Raw genomic sequence first — 16,782 nt, forward strand, 5'->3', positions numbered from 1 at the left:
ACACGCGTCGGTATGGTGGCGAGCGTGACGACCGTGCCCCCGCCGGCAGCGCCTGCCCCGGAACCGATCAGCCCCGTGCAGGCCGCCGCGCTCCGCGACGGAGTCCTGCCGCCCGTCGAGCAGGTCCGGCCGGGCATCTGGACCCTCGCGGTGCCGTTCCGGTTCGGGGTGCCCGACGCGACCCTCGTGTACGTCGTCGAGGGGTCGGACGGCTCGCTCGCGGTGATCGACCCCGGGTGGTCGGCCGACGGCGGACTCGCCGAGCTGCGGGACGGGCTCGCCGGGATCGGCCGCTCCCTGGACGACGTGTCGCTCGTCGCCGTGACGCACCTGCACGCCGATCACCTGGGCGCCGCGGCTGCCATCCGCCGGGCGACGGGTGCCCGCGTGGCGATGCACGGCCTCGAGGTCGGAGCGCTCGAACGGGAGCGCGCCGACGCCGAGCGGAACGACGCGGACATCGCGACGTGGGGGCTGCCCGAACACCTGCGGGCCGGGGTCGTCGAGGCGTGGGGCAGCGGCCGCCGGATCGGGATGGGCCGGATCGAGGCGCCGTACGCCGACGTGCTGCTCGAGGACGGCGACCTGCTGCCGGTCCCCGGTCGGACGATCCGGACGCTCTGGACCCCGGGCCACACGACCGGGCACGTGTGCTTCCTCGACGAGGCCGACGGGCTGCTGTTCTCCGGCGACCACGTGCTGCCGCGGATCAACTCCGGCATCGGGCTCGGTGGACGGACCAGCACCAACCCGCTCGGGGACTACCTGGCGTCCTTGGCCCGGCTCGACCCGTACGCCGAGCTCGAGGTCTGCCCGGGGCACGAGTACCGGTTCCGCGACGTCGTCACCCGTGCGCGGACCCTGGCCCGGCACCGGGAGGAACGCTCCCGCCACGTCGCCGCGGCCCTCGACGCACTGGACCGACCGACCCTGTTCGAGGTCGCCGCCCGGGTGCCGTTCAGCGGCGGGATCGAGTCGATGACCGGGTTCCTGCTCGCGAGCGCACTGACGCAGACGGCCTTCCACGCAGACCTGCTCGGGCGGGCCGACGAGGTGCGGCCCGCCTGAGCGTCCGGGTCAGCCGAGCGTCGGGGGCAGCCGAGCGTCGGGGTCAGCCGAGCGTCGTCGCGAGGCGTTCGATCGTCGTCTTCGCGTCGGCGAACTCGGCGGCGGCGTGCTCGGCCAGGGCGGCGAGGTCCGGCAGCCGGTCGGCCAGGGTGGCGCTGACGGTGATCGGGTACAGCTTCATGCCGAGCGCGGTGCCGAGCACGATGTGCAGGACGGGGGAGCCGTGGTCCCAGCCCTCGGTCGGGGTGCCGGCGTCGTAGGTCGCGCCACGGCTCACCACGGTCACGACGGGTCGCCCGGCCAGGGGCTGCACGCCGCCGGTCAGGATGCCGGGCACGTGGATGCGGTCGATCCAGGCCTTCAGGGTCGAGGGCACCGTGTAGTTGTACAGCGGCGCACCGACCACGACGACGTCGGCGGCCAGGAGCTCGTCGATGACCTCCTGCCGCAGTGCGTCGGCTTCGGGCGCGACGGTCTCGTCGGCGGTGCGGTCGGCGGCGGCCCAGTGCAGCGCGGAGCTCTCCAGGTGGGGGAGCTGGTCGACGTGCAGGTCGCGCCGGACGACCGTGTACTCCGGACCGCGGGCGCGCCAGGCATCGGCGAAGGCTGCGGTCAGCGCGCGCGAGCGGGAGTGGGAGAGGTCGGCCGAGGAGTCGATGTGCAGCAGCGTGGGCATGTCGCCAACGCTACCGGCGCGGACCCACCCGGGTGCTGATGCGGGAACGGCCCCGCTGCTCCGGTGGGGAGCAGGCGGGGCCGTGGCGGGCCTCCCGTCCGCCGCGCGGGCACGCGACGGACGGGAGACGTCTCCGGGTGTCAGCGCTGGGCGCGACGACGGCGCGCGAAGCGGGCGCCGATCAGGCCGGCACCGGCGACCAGCAGGCCGAGGGCCCACGGCAGTGCGTCGGTGGTGTCCGAGCCGGTGTAGGCGAGCTGGCCGCCGGTGTTGACCGGTGCGACCGGGGCCGCTGCGGGTGCGACGGGGGTCGGGTCGGCGATGCCGGCGGCGACGGTCGGCCGGACGTCGACGGCGAACGACGTGCTGAAGTCGCCGGCGGCGACGGTCAGGTTGTGGATCGACGCGTGCGGGAACGTGACGCCGACGATGCCGAAGTCACCGAGCTCGGGGTCGGGCGCGATGACGTCGCTGGCGATGTCCGACGTCACCGTCGGCAGCTCGCGCGTCTCGCTGTCGAAGCCGCCCTCGGGGTTGCCGAAGCGGTCCACGAGACCGCCCTGGACCACGAGCGTGCCACCCTGCTCGATGGTCGGACGGCCGCCGATCTGGAAGTCGTCCTCACCGAGCGTGAAGACGCTGCCGTCGGGCTCGATGATCCAGCTCGTCCGTTCCTGGTCGCTGTCATCGAAGAGGCCAGCGCGGTCGGTCGTGTAGACCATGACGCCGATCGGGGCTGCGGCCTCGACGGTCATCGACACGTACTGCGTGACGGACTCGGTGCCGCTGGTCGCGGTGACGGCGAAGTCGTAGTCCATCGCGAAGGTGGCGGTCCCGCTGAGTTCACCGGTCGAGGCGTCGAAGGTCAGGTCGAAGGGGAGCTGTTCCTCGGGGGACGACTCGTCCTCGGGGAACTCCTCGGCGTAGTCGGCGTCCTCTTCGGAGAACCAGGTGAGGCTGTACTTCGGCTCCGGGAAGCCCTGCGCACGGAAGGTGTGCGAGAAGGCGTCACCGGCGACGGTGCTCAGCGCGAGCGGGTTGTCCTGCGTCGCGCCGGCCTTGGTGGGCTGGCCGTCCGCGCCGAGGAACGCCGGGGTCTGCGTCACGGCCGCGGTCGCGGCCGAGGTGACGGTCGACGTCTCGGTCGCGCCGGGCAGCGTGCCCGTCACGGCGACCGTGATGGTCTTGCGGACGTCGGTGGGGTCGACGACGTAGCTCGCGGCCTTCGACAGGACGTTGCCGTCCTGGTCGGTCCACGAGTACTTGTAGCCTGCCTCGTCGTCGAAGCCGGTGACGACGGCGACGAGTCGGGTGCCGACCTTCGCCGCGCCCTCGATGGCGACGGTGGCGTCGGCGGCCTCGGCGGTGACGTCCGGCTTCGGGGTCTCGGTCGGCGTCGGCGCCTCGGTGGCCGTCGGCGCGGTGGTCTCCGGAGCGACGGGCTCGTCGGTGGCCTCCGGGGCCGGTGCAGCCGGGGTCTCCTCGGCGGGAGCCGGGGTCTCGGGCGTGGTGTCGGCGGGCGGATCCGTCGGCGTGGACGTCTCGCTGCCCTCGGCCGGGGCCGGGGTCTCGACGGCCGAGATCGGCTGCGTGGTGTCGAGCGTCTCGGCGTTGGCGGCCGTCGCGGTCATGATGCCGAGGCCGGTGGTCAGGCCGACCAGGGCGACGGTGGTGCCGACGGCGCAGGCGCGACGGACTGTGGAGGTGCTGCGGTGCACGGGTTCCCCCAGGGAATCGGTCCAGGCCACTGGCCCGGATCATGTGAATTTGCCGAGAATGTCGGCGTTCTCGGATCGTAGCGGGATCAGGTCCTGGGGCTGTGACGATTCACCGGAATGTGACCCGGGTTGGGGGTGTGTGCGGGAAACCGCCTGACTTCCGCAGCCGCGGCGCGGCTGCGGAGGTGCGGAAGGACGGACGGGAGGCCCGGTGCCAGCTGGCACCGGGCCTCCCGTCCGTTCGTCGGTCGCGTCTCAGGCGCGACGGCGCCGCAGACGGTGGACCAGCAGGCCGCCGCCGGCGGCGAGCAGGCCGAGCGCCCACGCCAACGGCGTGGTCTCGTCGGCGCCGGTGTAGGCGAGGGTGCCGGGGGTGCCGCTCGTGGTGGTCGCGACCGCGGCCGTGGCGACGGGACGGACGGCGACGACGAACGTGGTCGAGGCGCCGCCCTGGGTGATGGTGAGACGGTGGTCCGAGGCGTGCGGGAACGTCACCTTCGAGGCGTCGCCCCGGGGATCGGCGGCGATCTTGTCCGACGCGACCGAGCTCGTCACCGTCGCGCCGAACCCGGTGCTCACGGAAGCCGGCGCGGTCGGGTTGCCGAACCGGTCGACGGCGAGGCCGGACACCACCAGCGAGCCGCCCTGCTGGACGGGGATCGAAGTGACGGTGCCGAGGGGGTCGCCCCCGCCGGAGAACGCGCTGATGACGCCACCGGGTGCGACCGACCAGACCGTTGCGCCGGGTGTGCCGGTGTCGACGATCGCCCGGACCCCGACGGGTGCGGCCGGCAGGACGGTCAGGCGCACGTACTCCGTGGCGGTCGCGGTGCCGCGGAGGGCGACGACCTCGAAGTCGTACGTGCCAGCGGTGGTCACGGTGCTGGTGAGCACCCCGGTCTCGACGTTGACGGTCAGGTCGGACGAGGGTGCGTCCTGGATCGCGTACGCCAGCGAACCCGTGCCGCCCGTGGTGCGGAACGTGTGCGTGAACGTCGCGCCGGCGGTGGCGGTGAGGGCGAGCGGCTTCGCCTTCGTCGAGGGCTCGGTGAAGACGACCGGCGACGGCGAGACGGTCAGGCGGACGTACTCGGTCACCTGTGTCGAGCCGCTGAGCGCCACGACCTCGAAGTCGAACGTGCCGGCGGTCGTCGGCGTGCCGCTCAGCACGCCGGTCTCGACGTTCACCGTGTAGTCCGCCGACGGGGCGTCCTGGATGGCGTACCCGACGGTGCCGTTGCCGCCCGTGGTGGTGAACGTGTGACTGAACGGCGTGCCGACCGTCGCGGTGAGGGCGATCGGGGCGGCCTGGGTCGACGGCTCGGTGAACGCGAGGTCGCTGCCGTCACCCGGTGCTGCCGCCGGGGTGGCGCTGTCCGTGGCCTTCGCGGCGGGGCTGGCGGCGTGCGTCAGGCTGGCACCCGGTGTCGCGGTCGCCGTGGTGCTCGTCGGTGTCGTCGTCCGCGTCGGCGTCGCCGCCGTCGCGGGCGCGCTGACGCCGATGACCGAGCCGATGGCGGTCGCCGCGACGACGATGCCGATCGTCGCCGCGCGGCGGACGGGCGGCTTGGTGGACTGGTGCATGGTTCCCCCTCGGGAGTCTGGTGGTGAGCACGCGGTGCCCGCGCGCTCCTCTGTGCTGACGTTACGGTTCACAGACCCGTTCCGACCCCTGCCGGAGATCACGGTTTCGTCTCGGTACTACCGGCTCTCATCTGGGGTTTTTCACAGAAACGCGCGACGACGGGCCGGAGGTGCGGGGCGGTCCCGCCGCGCACCTCCGGTCCGTCAGGCGGTTGCCGTGACGTGCCTCAGCCGAGTCGGCGACGCAGGCGCCAGACGAGCAGGCCGGCGCCCGATGCCAGGAGACCGAGGGCCCACGCGAGCGGGCCGGACTCGTCGGCACCGGTGTACGCGAGGGTGCCCGACGCGGTCGGCGTGTGGGTGGTCGTGACCGTGGTCGTCGCCGTCGGCTGCACCTCGAAGCGGATGGTGCTCGTCACGTCTCCGGACGCGACGGTGATCGTGTGCGGCGACGCGTGCTCGAAGGTCACCCACGTGGCCACAGCCTCGGGGTCGTACTCGGTGCGGTCACTGGCCACGTCGCTCGTGAAGGTGAGGTCGGTGTGGTCGCCGACCGGCTGCCCGTCGGCGTCCACGGCCAGGGCGCGGATCTGCACCCGGTCACCCTGTCGGGCCGGGATCGCGTCGACCTGCTGCGGGTCGCCGTCCGCCGGGTAGTAGGTGATCACGTCGCCATCGACGCCCCACCGGTCGCCGGAGGTCCCGTCCGCGGGGAGCACCCCGATGGTGATGCCGGTGACGGCAGCGGGGGCCTCGGAGACGCGGACCGTGAACGAGGTCGAGACGCCGCCCTCGGACACCGTCAGTGTGCGGGTGCCCGGCTCCGAGAACGTCACCGTGTTCGCCGACCAGTTCGGGTCCCAGACCACGCCGTCGGACGCGGTGGTGCTCGTGACGGTCGAGCGCGGGTACTCGTCGCCCGGGGTGGTGCGGTTGCCCAGCGCGTCGACGGCCAGCCCCGCGAGGGTCATCGAGGAGCCGACCGTGGCGGGGACCTCCGACACCACGGTGTCACCGGTGCCACCCGGCGCGTACTCCCGGATCGTCCCGTCGGCGTCGACCTGCCAGCTGACGTCGGAGTCCGAGCTGTCGACGCCGAACGTGACACCCACCGGGGCGCCGGGCTCGATGTCGACCTGGACGTACTGCACGGCGGTCTGGTGCAGGTCGGTCGCGGTGACCTGGAACAGTGCGGGTCCGTCGAACGTGCTCTTCGGGGTGGCGCTCAGGACACCGGTCTGCTCGTTCCAGGACCAGCCGTTGACGTCGTTGGTCGGGTCGAAGTTCAACGGGTTGAACAGGTACTCCAACGGGCCGTCGCCGCCCTGGGCGGTGAAGGTGTGCGAGAACGGCTGGCCGGCGGTCACGGTGAGGACGATCGGCGCGTCCTTGCTCGACGGCTCCGCCCAGGTCACGGGTGTCGATGACTCGGGGGCAGCCTGTTCTGCGGCGGCGGGGGGCGTCGGCGCGGTGCCCGCGGCGGTCGTGCCCTGCGGAGCCGACGTCGCGGTGGTGCTCGGCGCAGCGGTCTCGTCGGTCGCTGCGGAGGCGGCGCTCGCCCCGATGCCGAACGCCGACGAAGCGGTGACGATCGCGATCGCCGCTCCAATCGCCGCGCTGCGGCGGAAGGTGTACTTGCAGGACTGGTTCACGGGATCCCCCTCGGATGCCTGGACGGGACGCCGGATCAGCGTCCTCTACTCAGGGAATGTCGCCCGCTGGCCAGTCCTGACGATCGCTCGATCACAGAATGATCACGACGGCAACGGAGCTCCGCAGCCGTCGTGCCGACCCGAGCCGCGCCTCCAGACCGCCGTGTCACGCTCCGACGACGGACGCGGCACGTCCGAGCGCGGCGCGGAGAGCACGCACCGCTGGCGACGACGCGCCAGCGGCGCGGACCACCGTGAAGATCGTCCGTCGCGGACCCTCCGGCAGCTCGAGCAGTCGACAGGTCGTCGTCCGGCCGGTCCACATCAGGTCCGGCATCAGGCTCACCGCGTTGCCGGACTCGACCAGGCGGATCTGCGTCTGCAGGTCGGCGGTCTCGTACCGGACGTCTGGCTCGAAACCCCAGCGCCGACAGACCTGCTCGGCGAAGTGCCGCGACGCGGTGCCGCGGGGCTCCATCACCCAGGGCATGGTGCGCGCGTCCTCGAGCGACGACACCGGGCGCAGCGCGGTGTCGAGCGGGGGCAGGGCGAGCCGCACCGCGTCGGTCGTCAGGTCCGATCGGTCGAGCCCGGGCAGGTGCGGTGCGGCATGTGCCGGGTACTGCTCGGCGATCACCATGTCGAAGTCACGAGCCCACGTCTCGTTCAGTGCGGTCTCCGGCTCCCGCTGCACCATCTCGACCCGGACGTCGGGGTGCTCCGTCGCCATCTCGTGCAGGGCGCTCGGCATCAGGGCCAGGGCCGCGGACTGGAACACGGCAACCCGCACCCGGCCCTGCACGGACGACAGGGTCTCCTCCACCTGGGACTGCGCGTGCTCGAGGACGTCGAGCACCTGGCCCGCCGCGGTGACCAGCACCTCGGCCTGCGGGGTGAGCTGCAGCCGTCGGCCGGCCTTGCGGAACAGCTGCACACCGGCCTCCCGCTCCAGGGCGCTGAGCTGCTGCGAGACCGCCGACGGGGTGAAGTTCACCGCCTCGGCGACGGCCGCGATCGTGCCACGGATGGACAGCTCACGGAGGAGCACGAGACGGCGGACGTCGAGCATGGTCCGACGCTAGCCGGACCGCGACCGGAACGGTAGCGCAACTGAACGGTATGCATCAGGAACGCTCACTTCCGCTACCGCATCCCGGACCTCCACACTGAACCCATGACGACGCTGCACGAGGACTCCGCCATCGACCACGACGCCCTGGCGGACCAGTCCGTCGCGCTCGTCCGACAGTGGCTCGCCGAGGCCGAGTCGTACCCCGTCGACGGCTCCGCGAAGCAGCTCGCCGGCGTGCTCGCCGACCCCGCCGGCCTCGACTTCGCCGTCGGGTTCGTCGACGGCGTCGTGCGACCGGAAGACCTCGCCGTCGCCGCCCGCAAGCTCCGCCAGATCGCCCCGGACGCCCCCGGGTTCCTGCCCGCCGCGCTCCGCGGACTCGTCCGGCTCGGCGGCGGCATGGCCCCGGTCCTGCCGAACGTCGTCGTCCCCATCGCCCGCCGCGTCCTCCGGAACATGGTCGGCCACCTGATCGTCGACGCCACCGACTCCAAGCTCGGCCCGGCCATCGCCGGCATCAAGCGCGACGGCGTCCGCCTCAACGTCAACCTGCTCGGCGAGGCCGTGCTCGGCGAACGCGAAGCCGCCCGCCGGCTCGAGGGCACCCACAAGCTCCTGGCCCGCGACGACGTCGACTACGTCTCGATCAAGGTGTCGTCCACCGTGCACCCGCACTCCCCGTGGGCGTTCGACCACGCCGTCGACGACATCGTCGAGCAGCTCCGACCGCTCTTCCAGCGCGCCGCAGCCGCCAGCCCCGCCAAGTTCATCAACCTCGACATGGAGGAGTACAAGGACCTCGACCTCACCATCGCGGTCTTCACGAAGCTCCTCGACGAGCCCGAGTTCCTGGGCCTCGAAGCCGGCATCGTGCTGCAGGCGTACTTGCCCGACGCGCTCGCCGCGATGCAGGAGCTGCAGGAGTGGTCCGCCGCCCGCCGTGCCCGCGGCGGTGCCGGCATCAAGGTCCGGCTGGTGAAGGGCGCGAACCTGCCGATGGAGCAGGTCGAGGCCTCGGTGCACGGTTGGCCGCTCGCCACCTGGCACACGAAGCAGGACTCGGATACCAACTACAAGCGGGTGCTCGACTGGGCGCTCACCCCATCGCGCGTCGACAACGTCCGCGTCGGTGTCGCCGGGCACAACCTGTTCGACGTCGCGCACGCCTGGCTGCTCGCCGGTGAGCGTGGCGTGCGGGACGGCATCGAGTTCGAGATGCTGCTCGGCATGGCGCAGGGGCAGGCGTCGGCCGTGAAGAACACGGTCGGTTCGCTCCTGCTCTACACGCCGGTCGTCCACCCGGGCGAGTTCGACGTGGCGATCGCCTACCTGATCCGTCGTCTCGAAGAAGGCGCGTCGCAGGACAACTTCATGTCCGCCGTCTTCTCGCTCGTGTCGTCGCCGCCGCTGTTCGCCCGCGAAGAGGAGCGCTTCCGCGCCTCCCTGGTGCCGCTCGCGACGCCCGAGGGGCTCGAAGCGCCGGCATCACACCGGGTCGCCGACCGGTACGCCGCCGTCGGCCGCCCCGGCCCCGGCCACTTCGAGAACACCCCGGACAGCGACCCCTCCGTCGGCGCCGTCCGTGCCTGGGGCGACGCCATCACCGCACGGGTCGCCTCGTCGACGCTCGGCGTCCGTGCCGTCCAGGAGGCCCGGGTCGGCTCCGCCACGGCGCTCGACTCCGCGCTCGGTCGCGCCAAGGCCGCCGGTGCGGTCTGGGGGACCTGGTCCGGTGGTGCGCGTGGCGCGGTGCTGCACGCCGTCGGCGACGCACTCGAGGCGAACCGTGCCGCCCTCATCGAGGTCATGGCGTCGGAGACCGGCAAGACCATCGACCAGGCCGACCCCGAGGTGTCCGAGGCGATCGACTTCGCGCACTTCTACGGCACCCTGGCGTCCTCGCTCGACGACGTCGACGGTGCGACCTTCACGCCCGCAGCGCTGACCCTCGTCGCGCCGCCGTGGAACTTCCCCGTCGCGATCCCCGCCGGGTCCACCCTCGCCGCACTGGCCGCCGGGTCGGCCGTCGTCCTGAAGCCCGCGCCGCCCGCCGAACGCTCCGGCGCCGTGCTCGCCTCGATCATCGAGACCGCGCTCGACGCCCACGGGGCACCGGCCGACGTGCTCGCGTTCCTGCAGGTGTCCGAGGACGACCTCGGGCAGCAGCTCATCGCGTCGCCGATGGTCGACCAGGTCATCCTCACCGGTGCGTACGAGACGGCCGAGCTCTTCCGCTCGTTCCGGCCGGACCTGCCGCTGCTCGCCGAGACCTCGGGCAAGAACGCCGTGATCGTCACGCCGTCGTCCGACCTCGACCTCGCCGTGAAGGACGTCGTCGCGTCCGCGTTCGGGCACGCCGGTCAGAAGTGCTCGGCAGCGTCGCTCGTGGTCATGGTCGGCTCGGTCGCCAAGTCCAAGCGCTTCCGGAACCAGCTGCTCGACGCGGTGTCGTCGCTCACCGTCGGCTACCCGACCGACGCGGCGACCCAGATGGGCCCGGTCATCGAGCCGGCATCGGGCAAGCTGCTCGACGGCCTGACGACGCTCGGGGCGGGGGAGTCCTGGGCCGTCGAGCCGAAGCAGCTCGACGAGACCGGCAAGCTCTGGAGCCCGGGCGTCCGACAGGGCGTCCGCCGTGGCTCGGAGTTCCACCGCACCGAGTACTTCGGCCCGATCCTCGGCATGATGACCGCCGACTCCCTCGACGAGGCGATCGACATCGTGAACGAGGTCGACTACGGCCTGACCTCGGGACTGCACTCGCTCGACCCGGCCGAGATCGGCACGTGGCTGTCGCGGATCCAGGCGGGCAACCTCTACGTCAACCGCGGCATCACGGGCGCCATCGTCCGGCGTCAGCCGTTCGGCGGGTGGAAGAAGTCGGCGGTCGGCGCCGGCACGAAGGCGGGTGGGCTGAACTACCTGCTCGGGCTCGGGTCGTGGACGCCGGCGCCGGCGGTTGCTGCGTCCGGTGTCGCCGTGTCGGGTCCGGTCTCGGCGTTCGCCCGGGCTGCCGAGGTCGCTTCGCCGATGCTCGACCGTGCGCTGGCGTCCGACGAGCAGGCCTGGTCGACGCTGTTCGGCACCGCGACCGACGTCTCGGCGCTCTCCGCCGAGCGGAACATCGCCCGGTACCTGCCGTTCCCGTCGGTGCAGGTGCGGCTGGCCGCGGTCGCCGACGCGGACGCTGACGCCTCGGTGATCGAGCTCGTCCGCGTCGTCGCAGCCGCACTCCGGGCTGGCACGACGATCGAGGTCTCCACGGCCGCGACGCTGCCGTCGTCCGTCGCCTCGGCGATCCGGTCGCTGCCGATCGTGCGCTCGCTGTCGCAGACGGTGTCCGACGGGGCCTTCGCGAGCTCGGTCGCTTCTGGTCCCTCGACCCGCGTGCGGCTCATCGGTGGGGACACCTCGGCGCTGTACTCCGCCGTCGGTGGTCGTCCGGACGTCGCGGTGTACGGCGGCCCGGTGACCGAGGCCGGGCGGCTCGAGATCCTGCCGTTCGTCCGCGAGCAGGCGGTGTCGATCACGGCGCACCGCTTCGGCACGCCGAACCACCTGACCGACGACCTGATCTGACCCCGGACCGCGGCGCTGGCGTTCGGGTCCAGCGCCGCTTGCACGACCGAAGTGCCCCCGAACCGCGCGATCGCGTGGTTCGGGGGCGCTGTGGTTGTGCGGCGTGCGGAACGTCGTGCGCGCGGCTGTCCGGTCGCCGCACGGCCTCGGGTGCTTCGGAGGCACCGAGGGTTGCCTCGGGTGCGCGTCGCAACCACGGCGCGCAACCCTGAGGAGCTCCACCATGACCGAGCCGTTCGCACGCCCGACCGCCCTGGCCCACGTCCGTGTCACCGTGACCGACATCCACCGCAGCAAGGCGTTCTACCAGCAGCTGCTCGGCACCGACCCGGCGATCGACTTCAGCGACCAGGTCGACGAGCCCGGCGTGCGCGAGGACCGTGAGCGCTTCTACGGCGGCTCCGTGTTCCGGCTCGGCGACCAGGTGTTCGGGCTCCGTCCGGTCGCCCCGGCGGGGCAGACGTTCGACCCTGACACCGTCGGCCTCGACCACGTGAGCTTCGTCGTGGGGTCGGTCGACGAGCTGCACCAGGCGGCTGCACGCCTCGACGCCGCAGGGGTCGAGCACGGCGAGGTCACCGACCTCGGCGACGCCGGCATGGTGATCCTGTCCGTGCAGGACCCCGACGACATCAACCTCGAGCTGGCTGCGCTGAAGGGCTGAGGTCCTCAGTCGGCGACGGCGGGCTGCTGCGCGACCATCGAACCCGTGACGAGCTCGCGGAGTTCGGCGGGCAGCGGGATCGGACGACGGGCACCTTCACGGTCGATGATGACGTGCACGAACTCACCCGTGGCGAGCAGCGCCCCGTCGGACTGCCGGAACAGGCCGAACTCCCACGACAGGCTCGTGGTGCCGAGGTGCTTCGAGCGCATCCCGACCTCGATGACGTCCGGCCAGACGGCGGACTCGACGAACCGGCAGCTCGACGACACCAGCACGGCGATCCACTCCGACGAGAACGGGTCGAGCCCGGCGAACTCGCGGAACCAGTACGTCGACGCGTTGTCCATCGCCGAGTAGTAGATCGTGTTGTTGACGTGCCCGAACATGTCGTTGTCGTTCCACCTGGTGGGGTAGGAGCGGCGGAACGGGTACTCGTCGATGGTCATCGGTCTCCGATCGGTGGTGCGGGTGTGGCGTGCACCGCGTCGGGCCGCAGGACGTACTCGAACGCCGCACGTGCCCGGTCGGGATCAGGGGTCTCACCGGAGATGAACTCGGCGTAGGTGAACGACTCGGAGATCCGGACGAGCAGCCGTGCGAGCTCCTCAGCCGACAACGGTGCCGGATCGAACGTACCGGACGACTCCTGCTGCTCGATGAGTGCGGTGACCCGGGCGACGAACCGGCTCTGCACGTCGCTCTCCGAGGTGGTCAGCAGACGCATCGCCCGAGCCGGTTCGCGGGTCAGGAACGCACGGAAGTACGGGGCGTCGATCAGGTCCGCGGTGAACCGGTCGAGCACGACGACGAGCCGGGCTGCCCCGGTCGCTCCGATCTCGTCGGCGGCGTGGGTTGCCCCGTCGAGCGTCGGGACGGCGAGGGACCACAAGATCTCGGACAGCAACCGGTCACGGTTGCCGACCCAGCGGAACAGTGACGTGCGATCGACGCCGAGTGCGGCAGCCAACGCCCCCATGTCGATCCGCGACCCGGCGATGAAGGTGTGACGGGCCTCCCGGAAGGCGCGCAGCGCAGAGTCTGATGTGTACACGCGATCCTCTCTTGCAACGTTTTCGAGAATGATGCATCGTGGTTCCCATGTCAACGACCATGCCCGCCACGGCCCTGCTCGAATCGGACTTCTACGGCTTCCAGCAGCAGCTCACCGAGCAGGAGCGTGCGTCGCTCGGGCAGCTCCGGCAGTACCTCGAGCAAGAGGTCCGGCCGATCGCCGACGAGTACTGGGCGCGTGCCGAGTTCCCGATGCAGGTCATCGCGCCGCTCGCCGAGCTCGGCATGTACGGGCCGGGCGTGCCGATGGTGCGCCGGTTCGAGAACTCGGCCGTCTACCGCGGGTGGACAGCGCTCGAGCTCGGCCGGGTCGACGCCAGCGTCGCCACCTTCATCGGTGTGCAGTCCGGCCTGGCGATGAACTCCATCGCGGTCGCCGGCAGCGACGAGCAGCAGCGGGAGTGGCTGCCACGGATGGCCGCCGGCGAGGTCATCGGGGCCTTCGGACTCACCGAGCCGTACTCCGGCAGCGACTCCGCCAAGGGCCTGCGCACCACCGCGCGGCGCGAGGGCGACGAGTGGGTGCTCGACGGCGAGAAGCGCTGGATCGGCAACGCCACCTTCGCCGACGTCGTCGTGATCTGGGCGAAGGACGTCGCCGACGGCCAGGTCAAGGGCTTCCTCGTCGCCACCGACACCGCGGGCTTCACCGCGACGAAGATCGAGGACAAGATCGCGCTGCGCGGCGTGCAGAACGCCGACATCGTCATGCGGGACGTCCGTGTCCCCGAGTCGCGTCGGCTGCAGAACGCCACGTCGTTCCGCTCGACCGCCGAGGTGCTCCGACTGACCCGCACCGAGGTCGCCTGGCAGGCGGTCGGCATCGCGATCGGCGCGTACGAGGCCGCCCTGGCCTACGCCCGCGAGCGGGTCCAGTTCGGCAAGCCGATCGCCGCGCACCAGCTCGTGCAGGACCTGCTCGTCAAGTCGCTGTCGAACATCACGGCCTCGATCGCACTCTGCACGCAGGCCTCGGCCATGCAGGACGCCGGGGTCGGTGGCGACGAGCACTCCGCGATGGCCAAGGCGTTCGCCACTTCGAAGATGCGCGAGACCGTCGCCTGGTGCCGCGAGGTGCAGGGCGGCAACGGCATCGTGCTCGACAAGGGCGTCGCTCGGTTCTTCTCCGATGCCGAGGCGATCTACTCGTACGAGGGCACGCGCGAGGTCAACACCCTGATCGTCGGCCGGGCGATCACCGGGCAGGCCGCGTTCGTGTAACTGCCCGGCTGGTGTGGAGCGGTTCGCCGGTTCGCTGGTTCGCCGGTTCGCCGGTTCGCTGGTTCGCTGGTTCGCTCGTTCGTGTCAGGCCGGTGTCGACTTGAGCAGCCGGTTCACCGCGATCATCGCGCCACCCACCACCGCCGGGACGCCGCCGCCGGGGTGGACCGACGCACCGACCCGCCACAGCCAGGGCCGCCAGGGGTCGTTGTACGAGGGACGGTGGAACGGCCCGCTCAGCCACGGCGGACGTGCCGCTCCGTAGAGCGCCCCGTGTGGTTCGCCGCCCTCGCCGTAGTACTGCGGATCGAGCACGACCTGCTCGTCGAGCAGGTCGGTGAGGGGCCCGTCGAGTCCCATCGCGCGGGAGACACGGTCGACCTCGCGCCGCACGAAGGGGTGCTCCGCCGTGTAGTGACCGCCGTCGGCGGGCGCGGTGAGCAGGATCCCTGCGGTGCTGCGCCCGTTCGGGTACACCTCGCCCGCGCGGTACTGGTTGACGAACACCATGGTGTCCGCCGGCTCGTCGCCGGCCTCCAGGCTGCGGTGCAGTGCCGCCGGCTTCGTCGGGAGCACCACGCTGTGCGCCGCGAGGTCCGCCGGCAACTCCTGGCGGAGGACGCCGTACACCGCGACGGCCGAGCAGGAGAGGGTGCGCGGACGCAGACGGGGGAGCGGTGGGATCCGCGACGGGCCCGTCAGTGTGGTGAGCCGGTCGGCGTCCACGGCGCTGACGACGAGGTCGGCCGGGTACCGCCCGACCTCGGTGGTGACCCACCCGCGCTCGATGCGGGTGACGGCCTCGCCGGTGCGCACCTCGGCTCCGGCGGCCTCGGCCAGCCGGGCCAGCGCGAGCACGATCTCGTAGATCCCGCCGCGCGGCACCCAGGCACCGGTCTCCGCCATGATCGCCGGCATGCTCGCGTAGAGGGCCGGGGTGCGTGCCGGCGAGACGCCCGCGTTGAGGGTGTGGATCGCGATGATCTCGCGCAGCCCGTCCGGCAGCCACGGCAAGCCGTCCAGGTAGGCGCGCGTCGTGAGTCGCGAACCGTAGACGGCCAGGAGCCGACGGAGCGCCGGGAGGGCCGCGCGGTCGAGGGGGTCGGCGAGCAGCAGCTCGGTCACGTCGTCGGCGAGGGGGGCGTGCAGGTCCGAGAACCGGCGCCAGGCGGGGTACCACGGGTGGTCGGGCGCCACCGGCAGCGAGGTCTCCTCGCCGTCGTGGTAGTAGCGACCGACCTCGGGCATCCGCACCAGGTCGAGGTGACCGGCATCGCGAGTGCGCTCGGGTGCGCCCGCGTCCGCGCCGTCGCCGAGTCGCCGCAGCAACTCGTCCCACACGGCGGGGAACGTCATCAACGACGGGCCGGTGTCGATCCGGTCCGCACCCAGGTGGATGCGCCGGCTCTTGCCGCCGAGCTCTGCGGAGGATTCGAGCAGGGTGACCCGATGGCCAGCACGTGCGAGCAGCGCGGCGGCGGTCAGGCCGCCGATCCCGCCCCCGACCACGACGATGCGGCTCACGAGCGGCCTCCCAACACGATCGACACCATGAGGAGCACCCCGACGAACGACCCCGCGATGTACGGGAAGGCGACCGACAGACGGTACAGGCGGTGACCGGTCTCCGGCGTCGGATCACGAAGCAGGGACACCACCAGGATGCCGGCGATGAGCAGGTTGACTGCGGCCACGGGCACGCTCACCACGGCGAAGAGTGCCGTCGAGGCGATCCACCAGGACCCGCTCCACCATGCCGTCCCGCGCGCGCCGAGCCGGACCGCGGTGGTGGTGATGCCCGCACGGCGGTCCTCCTCGATGTCCTGCACCGCGTCGAAGGCGTGCTTGGCCACGCTCCACGCCATCAGGCCGAGGGCAGCCGGCCACACCGGGGTTACCGAGAGCGCCGCGGGGACGATGACCAGCGGCAGCGCGTACGCGGCGTTGCTCAGCGAGTCGAGGAACGGCCGCGCCTTGAACCGCAGCGGCGGTGCGGAGTAGAAGACGAAGACACCCGCGTAGAGCAGGATCACCGCGTTCGCGAGCGGCGGCAGTGCGATGGAGAAGTAGACGAGGAACGGGACGTTCACGACCGCGACGGCCCAGGCGATCAGTCGCACCTCGGACTGTCGGATCCTGGCACCCTCAATCGACCCCTTGCGGGGGTTGGCCGCGTCGGTGTCCTGGTCGTAGATGTCGTTGACGCCGTAGATGAGCAGGTTGAACGGCAGGGTGAGCCACAGGATGAGCGGCAACGCCCGCACGTCGAACAGCGCGCCGGTGAGCCACACGGCAACGAGCCCGGAGCCGATGGTGTTGATCCACAGCACCGGTCGCGAGATGAGCAGGAGCCGGCGCACGGCCGGTCCGATCCCGGACAGCGCGGTTCGCGGGATCCGCTCGAGTCCGTCAATCACGGGCCCGAGCGTACCCGGCCGACGGTGACGCCGGGCGCCGGCTTCCCCGCCACACTG

General features: G+C 71.9%; 13 protein-coding genes. 4 read left to right on the forward strand and 9 right to left on the reverse strand.

Translation table 11 applies throughout. From position 1 onward, the window contains the following. The first annotated feature begins 24 nt into the window (after nt 1-24). Nucleotides 25-1,068, forward strand: a complete 1,044-nt coding sequence (locus tag ACL00U_RS06550; RefSeq protein WP_412873974.1) for an MBL fold metallo-hydrolase — start codon at nt 25-27, stop codon at nt 1,066-1,068. A 43-nt stretch (nt 1,069-1,111) separates the two neighbouring features. Here the strand turns inward: ACL00U_RS06550 and ACL00U_RS06555 are convergent, their stop codons facing one another. The 5 genes from ACL00U_RS06555 to ACL00U_RS06575 form a co-directional block, all read right to left on the reverse strand. Then, complete coding sequence (locus tag ACL00U_RS06555) at nt 1,112-1,744, reverse strand: FMN-dependent NADH-azoreductase (RefSeq protein ID WP_017886558.1); 633 nt, start codon at nt 1,742-1,744, stop codon at nt 1,112-1,114. Between the two features lie 140 nt (nt 1,745-1,884). Beyond that, nucleotides 1,885-3,462 carry a hypothetical protein gene (locus ACL00U_RS06560; protein WP_017886559.1) on the reverse strand — a complete coding sequence of 526 codons (1,578 nt, stop codon included), beginning with the start codon at nt 3,460-3,462 and terminating at the stop codon, nt 1,885-1,887. A 255-nt stretch (nt 3,463-3,717) separates the two neighbouring features. Next, nucleotides 3,718-5,046 carry a hypothetical protein gene (locus ACL00U_RS06565; protein WP_159556531.1) on the reverse strand — a complete coding sequence of 443 codons (1,329 nt, stop codon included), beginning with the start codon at nt 5,044-5,046 and terminating at the stop codon, nt 3,718-3,720. 227 nt (nt 5,047-5,273) lie between these two features. Further along, nucleotides 5,274-6,698 (reverse strand): hypothetical protein, encoded by a 1,425-nt coding sequence (locus ACL00U_RS06570; protein WP_071251579.1) that lies wholly within the window; start codon nt 6,696-6,698, stop codon nt 5,274-5,276. Between the two features lie 166 nt (nt 6,699-6,864). Beyond that, the gene (locus ACL00U_RS06575; protein ID WP_071251580.1) at nt 6,865-7,767 is read right to left on the reverse strand and encodes a LysR substrate-binding domain-containing protein; all 903 of its coding nucleotides are present in this window, start codon (nt 7,765-7,767) and stop codon (nt 6,865-6,867) included. A gap of 105 nt (nt 7,768-7,872) precedes the next feature. Between ACL00U_RS06575 and ACL00U_RS06580 the strand changes: the two genes are divergently transcribed. Together ACL00U_RS06580 and ACL00U_RS06585 are read left to right on the forward strand one after the other, a co-directional pair. Continuing rightward, entirely contained in the window at nt 7,873-11,349 is a 3,477-nt protein-coding gene (locus ACL00U_RS06580; protein WP_262160006.1) for a bifunctional proline dehydrogenase/L-glutamate gamma-semialdehyde dehydrogenase, read from the forward strand. A gap of 223 nt (nt 11,350-11,572) precedes the next feature. Continuing rightward, complete coding sequence (locus ACL00U_RS06585; protein ID WP_017886563.1) at nt 11,573-12,013, forward strand: VOC family protein; 441 nt, start codon at nt 11,573-11,575, stop codon at nt 12,011-12,013. A gap of 5 nt (nt 12,014-12,018) precedes the next feature. Here the strand turns inward: ACL00U_RS06585 and ACL00U_RS06590 are convergent, their stop codons facing one another. Then, nucleotides 12,019-12,462, reverse strand: a complete 444-nt coding sequence (locus ACL00U_RS06590) for an acyl-CoA thioesterase (protein ID WP_017886564.1) — start codon at nt 12,460-12,462, stop codon at nt 12,019-12,021. Then, entirely contained in the window at nt 12,459-13,067 is a 609-nt protein-coding gene (locus ACL00U_RS06595; protein ID WP_017886565.1) for a QsdR family transcriptional regulator, read from the reverse strand. The genes ACL00U_RS06590 and ACL00U_RS06595 overlap by 4 nt, the downstream gene beginning before the upstream one ends. A gap of 47 nt (nt 13,068-13,114) precedes the next feature. On the opposite strand from ACL00U_RS06595, the gene ACL00U_RS06600 reads away from it, so the two are divergent. Then, nucleotides 13,115-14,308 carry an acyl-CoA dehydrogenase family protein gene (locus tag ACL00U_RS06600; RefSeq protein WP_396125792.1) on the forward strand — a complete coding sequence of 398 codons (1,194 nt, stop codon included), beginning with the start codon at nt 13,115-13,117 and terminating at the stop codon, nt 14,306-14,308. Between the two features lie 84 nt (nt 14,309-14,392). Here ACL00U_RS06600 and ACL00U_RS06605 read toward each other — a convergent pair whose 3' ends face one another. Both ACL00U_RS06605 and ACL00U_RS06610 read right to left on the reverse strand, forming a co-directional pair. Next, nucleotides 14,393-15,832 carry a phytoene desaturase family protein gene (locus ACL00U_RS06605; RefSeq protein WP_071251583.1) on the reverse strand — a complete coding sequence of 480 codons (1,440 nt, stop codon included), beginning with the start codon at nt 15,830-15,832 and terminating at the stop codon, nt 14,393-14,395. After that, entirely contained in the window at nt 15,829-16,725 is an 897-nt protein-coding gene (locus tag ACL00U_RS06610; protein WP_307358991.1) for a UbiA family prenyltransferase, read from the reverse strand. Before ACL00U_RS06610 ends, ACL00U_RS06605 begins: the two co-directional genes overlap by 4 nt. Between the last annotated feature and the right edge of the window lie 57 nt (nt 16,726-16,782).

The organism is Curtobacterium poinsettiae, from assembly GCF_047226435.1.
In the GTDB taxonomy this organism is placed as follows: Bacteria; Actinomycetota; Actinomycetes; order Actinomycetales; family Microbacteriaceae; genus Curtobacterium; species Curtobacterium poinsettiae.

Coding starts and splice junctions, on each gene's coding strand:
- ACL00U_RS06590 (WP_017886564.1), bottom strand. CDS start 12,462: ATGACCATCGACGAGTACCCGTTCCGCCGCTCCTACCCCACCAGGTGG.
- ACL00U_RS06575 (WP_071251580.1), bottom strand. CDS start 7,767: ATGCTCGACGTCCGCCGTCTCGTGCTCCTCCGTGAGCTGTCCATCCGT.
- ACL00U_RS06555 (WP_017886558.1), bottom strand. CDS start 1,744: ATGCCCACGCTGCTGCACATCGACTCCTCGGCCGACCTCTCCCACTCC.
- ACL00U_RS06585 (WP_017886563.1), top strand. CDS start 11,573: ATGACCGAGCCGTTCGCACGCCCGACCGCCCTGGCCCACGTCCGTGTC.
- ACL00U_RS06565 (WP_159556531.1), bottom strand. CDS start 5,046: ATGCACCAGTCCACCAAGCCGCCCGTCCGCCGCGCGGCGACGATCGGC.
- ACL00U_RS06600 (WP_396125792.1), top strand. CDS start 13,115: ATGTCAACGACCATGCCCGCCACGGCCCTGCTCGAATCGGACTTCTAC.
- ACL00U_RS06580 (WP_262160006.1), top strand. CDS start 7,873: ATGACGACGCTGCACGAGGACTCCGCCATCGACCACGACGCCCTGGCG.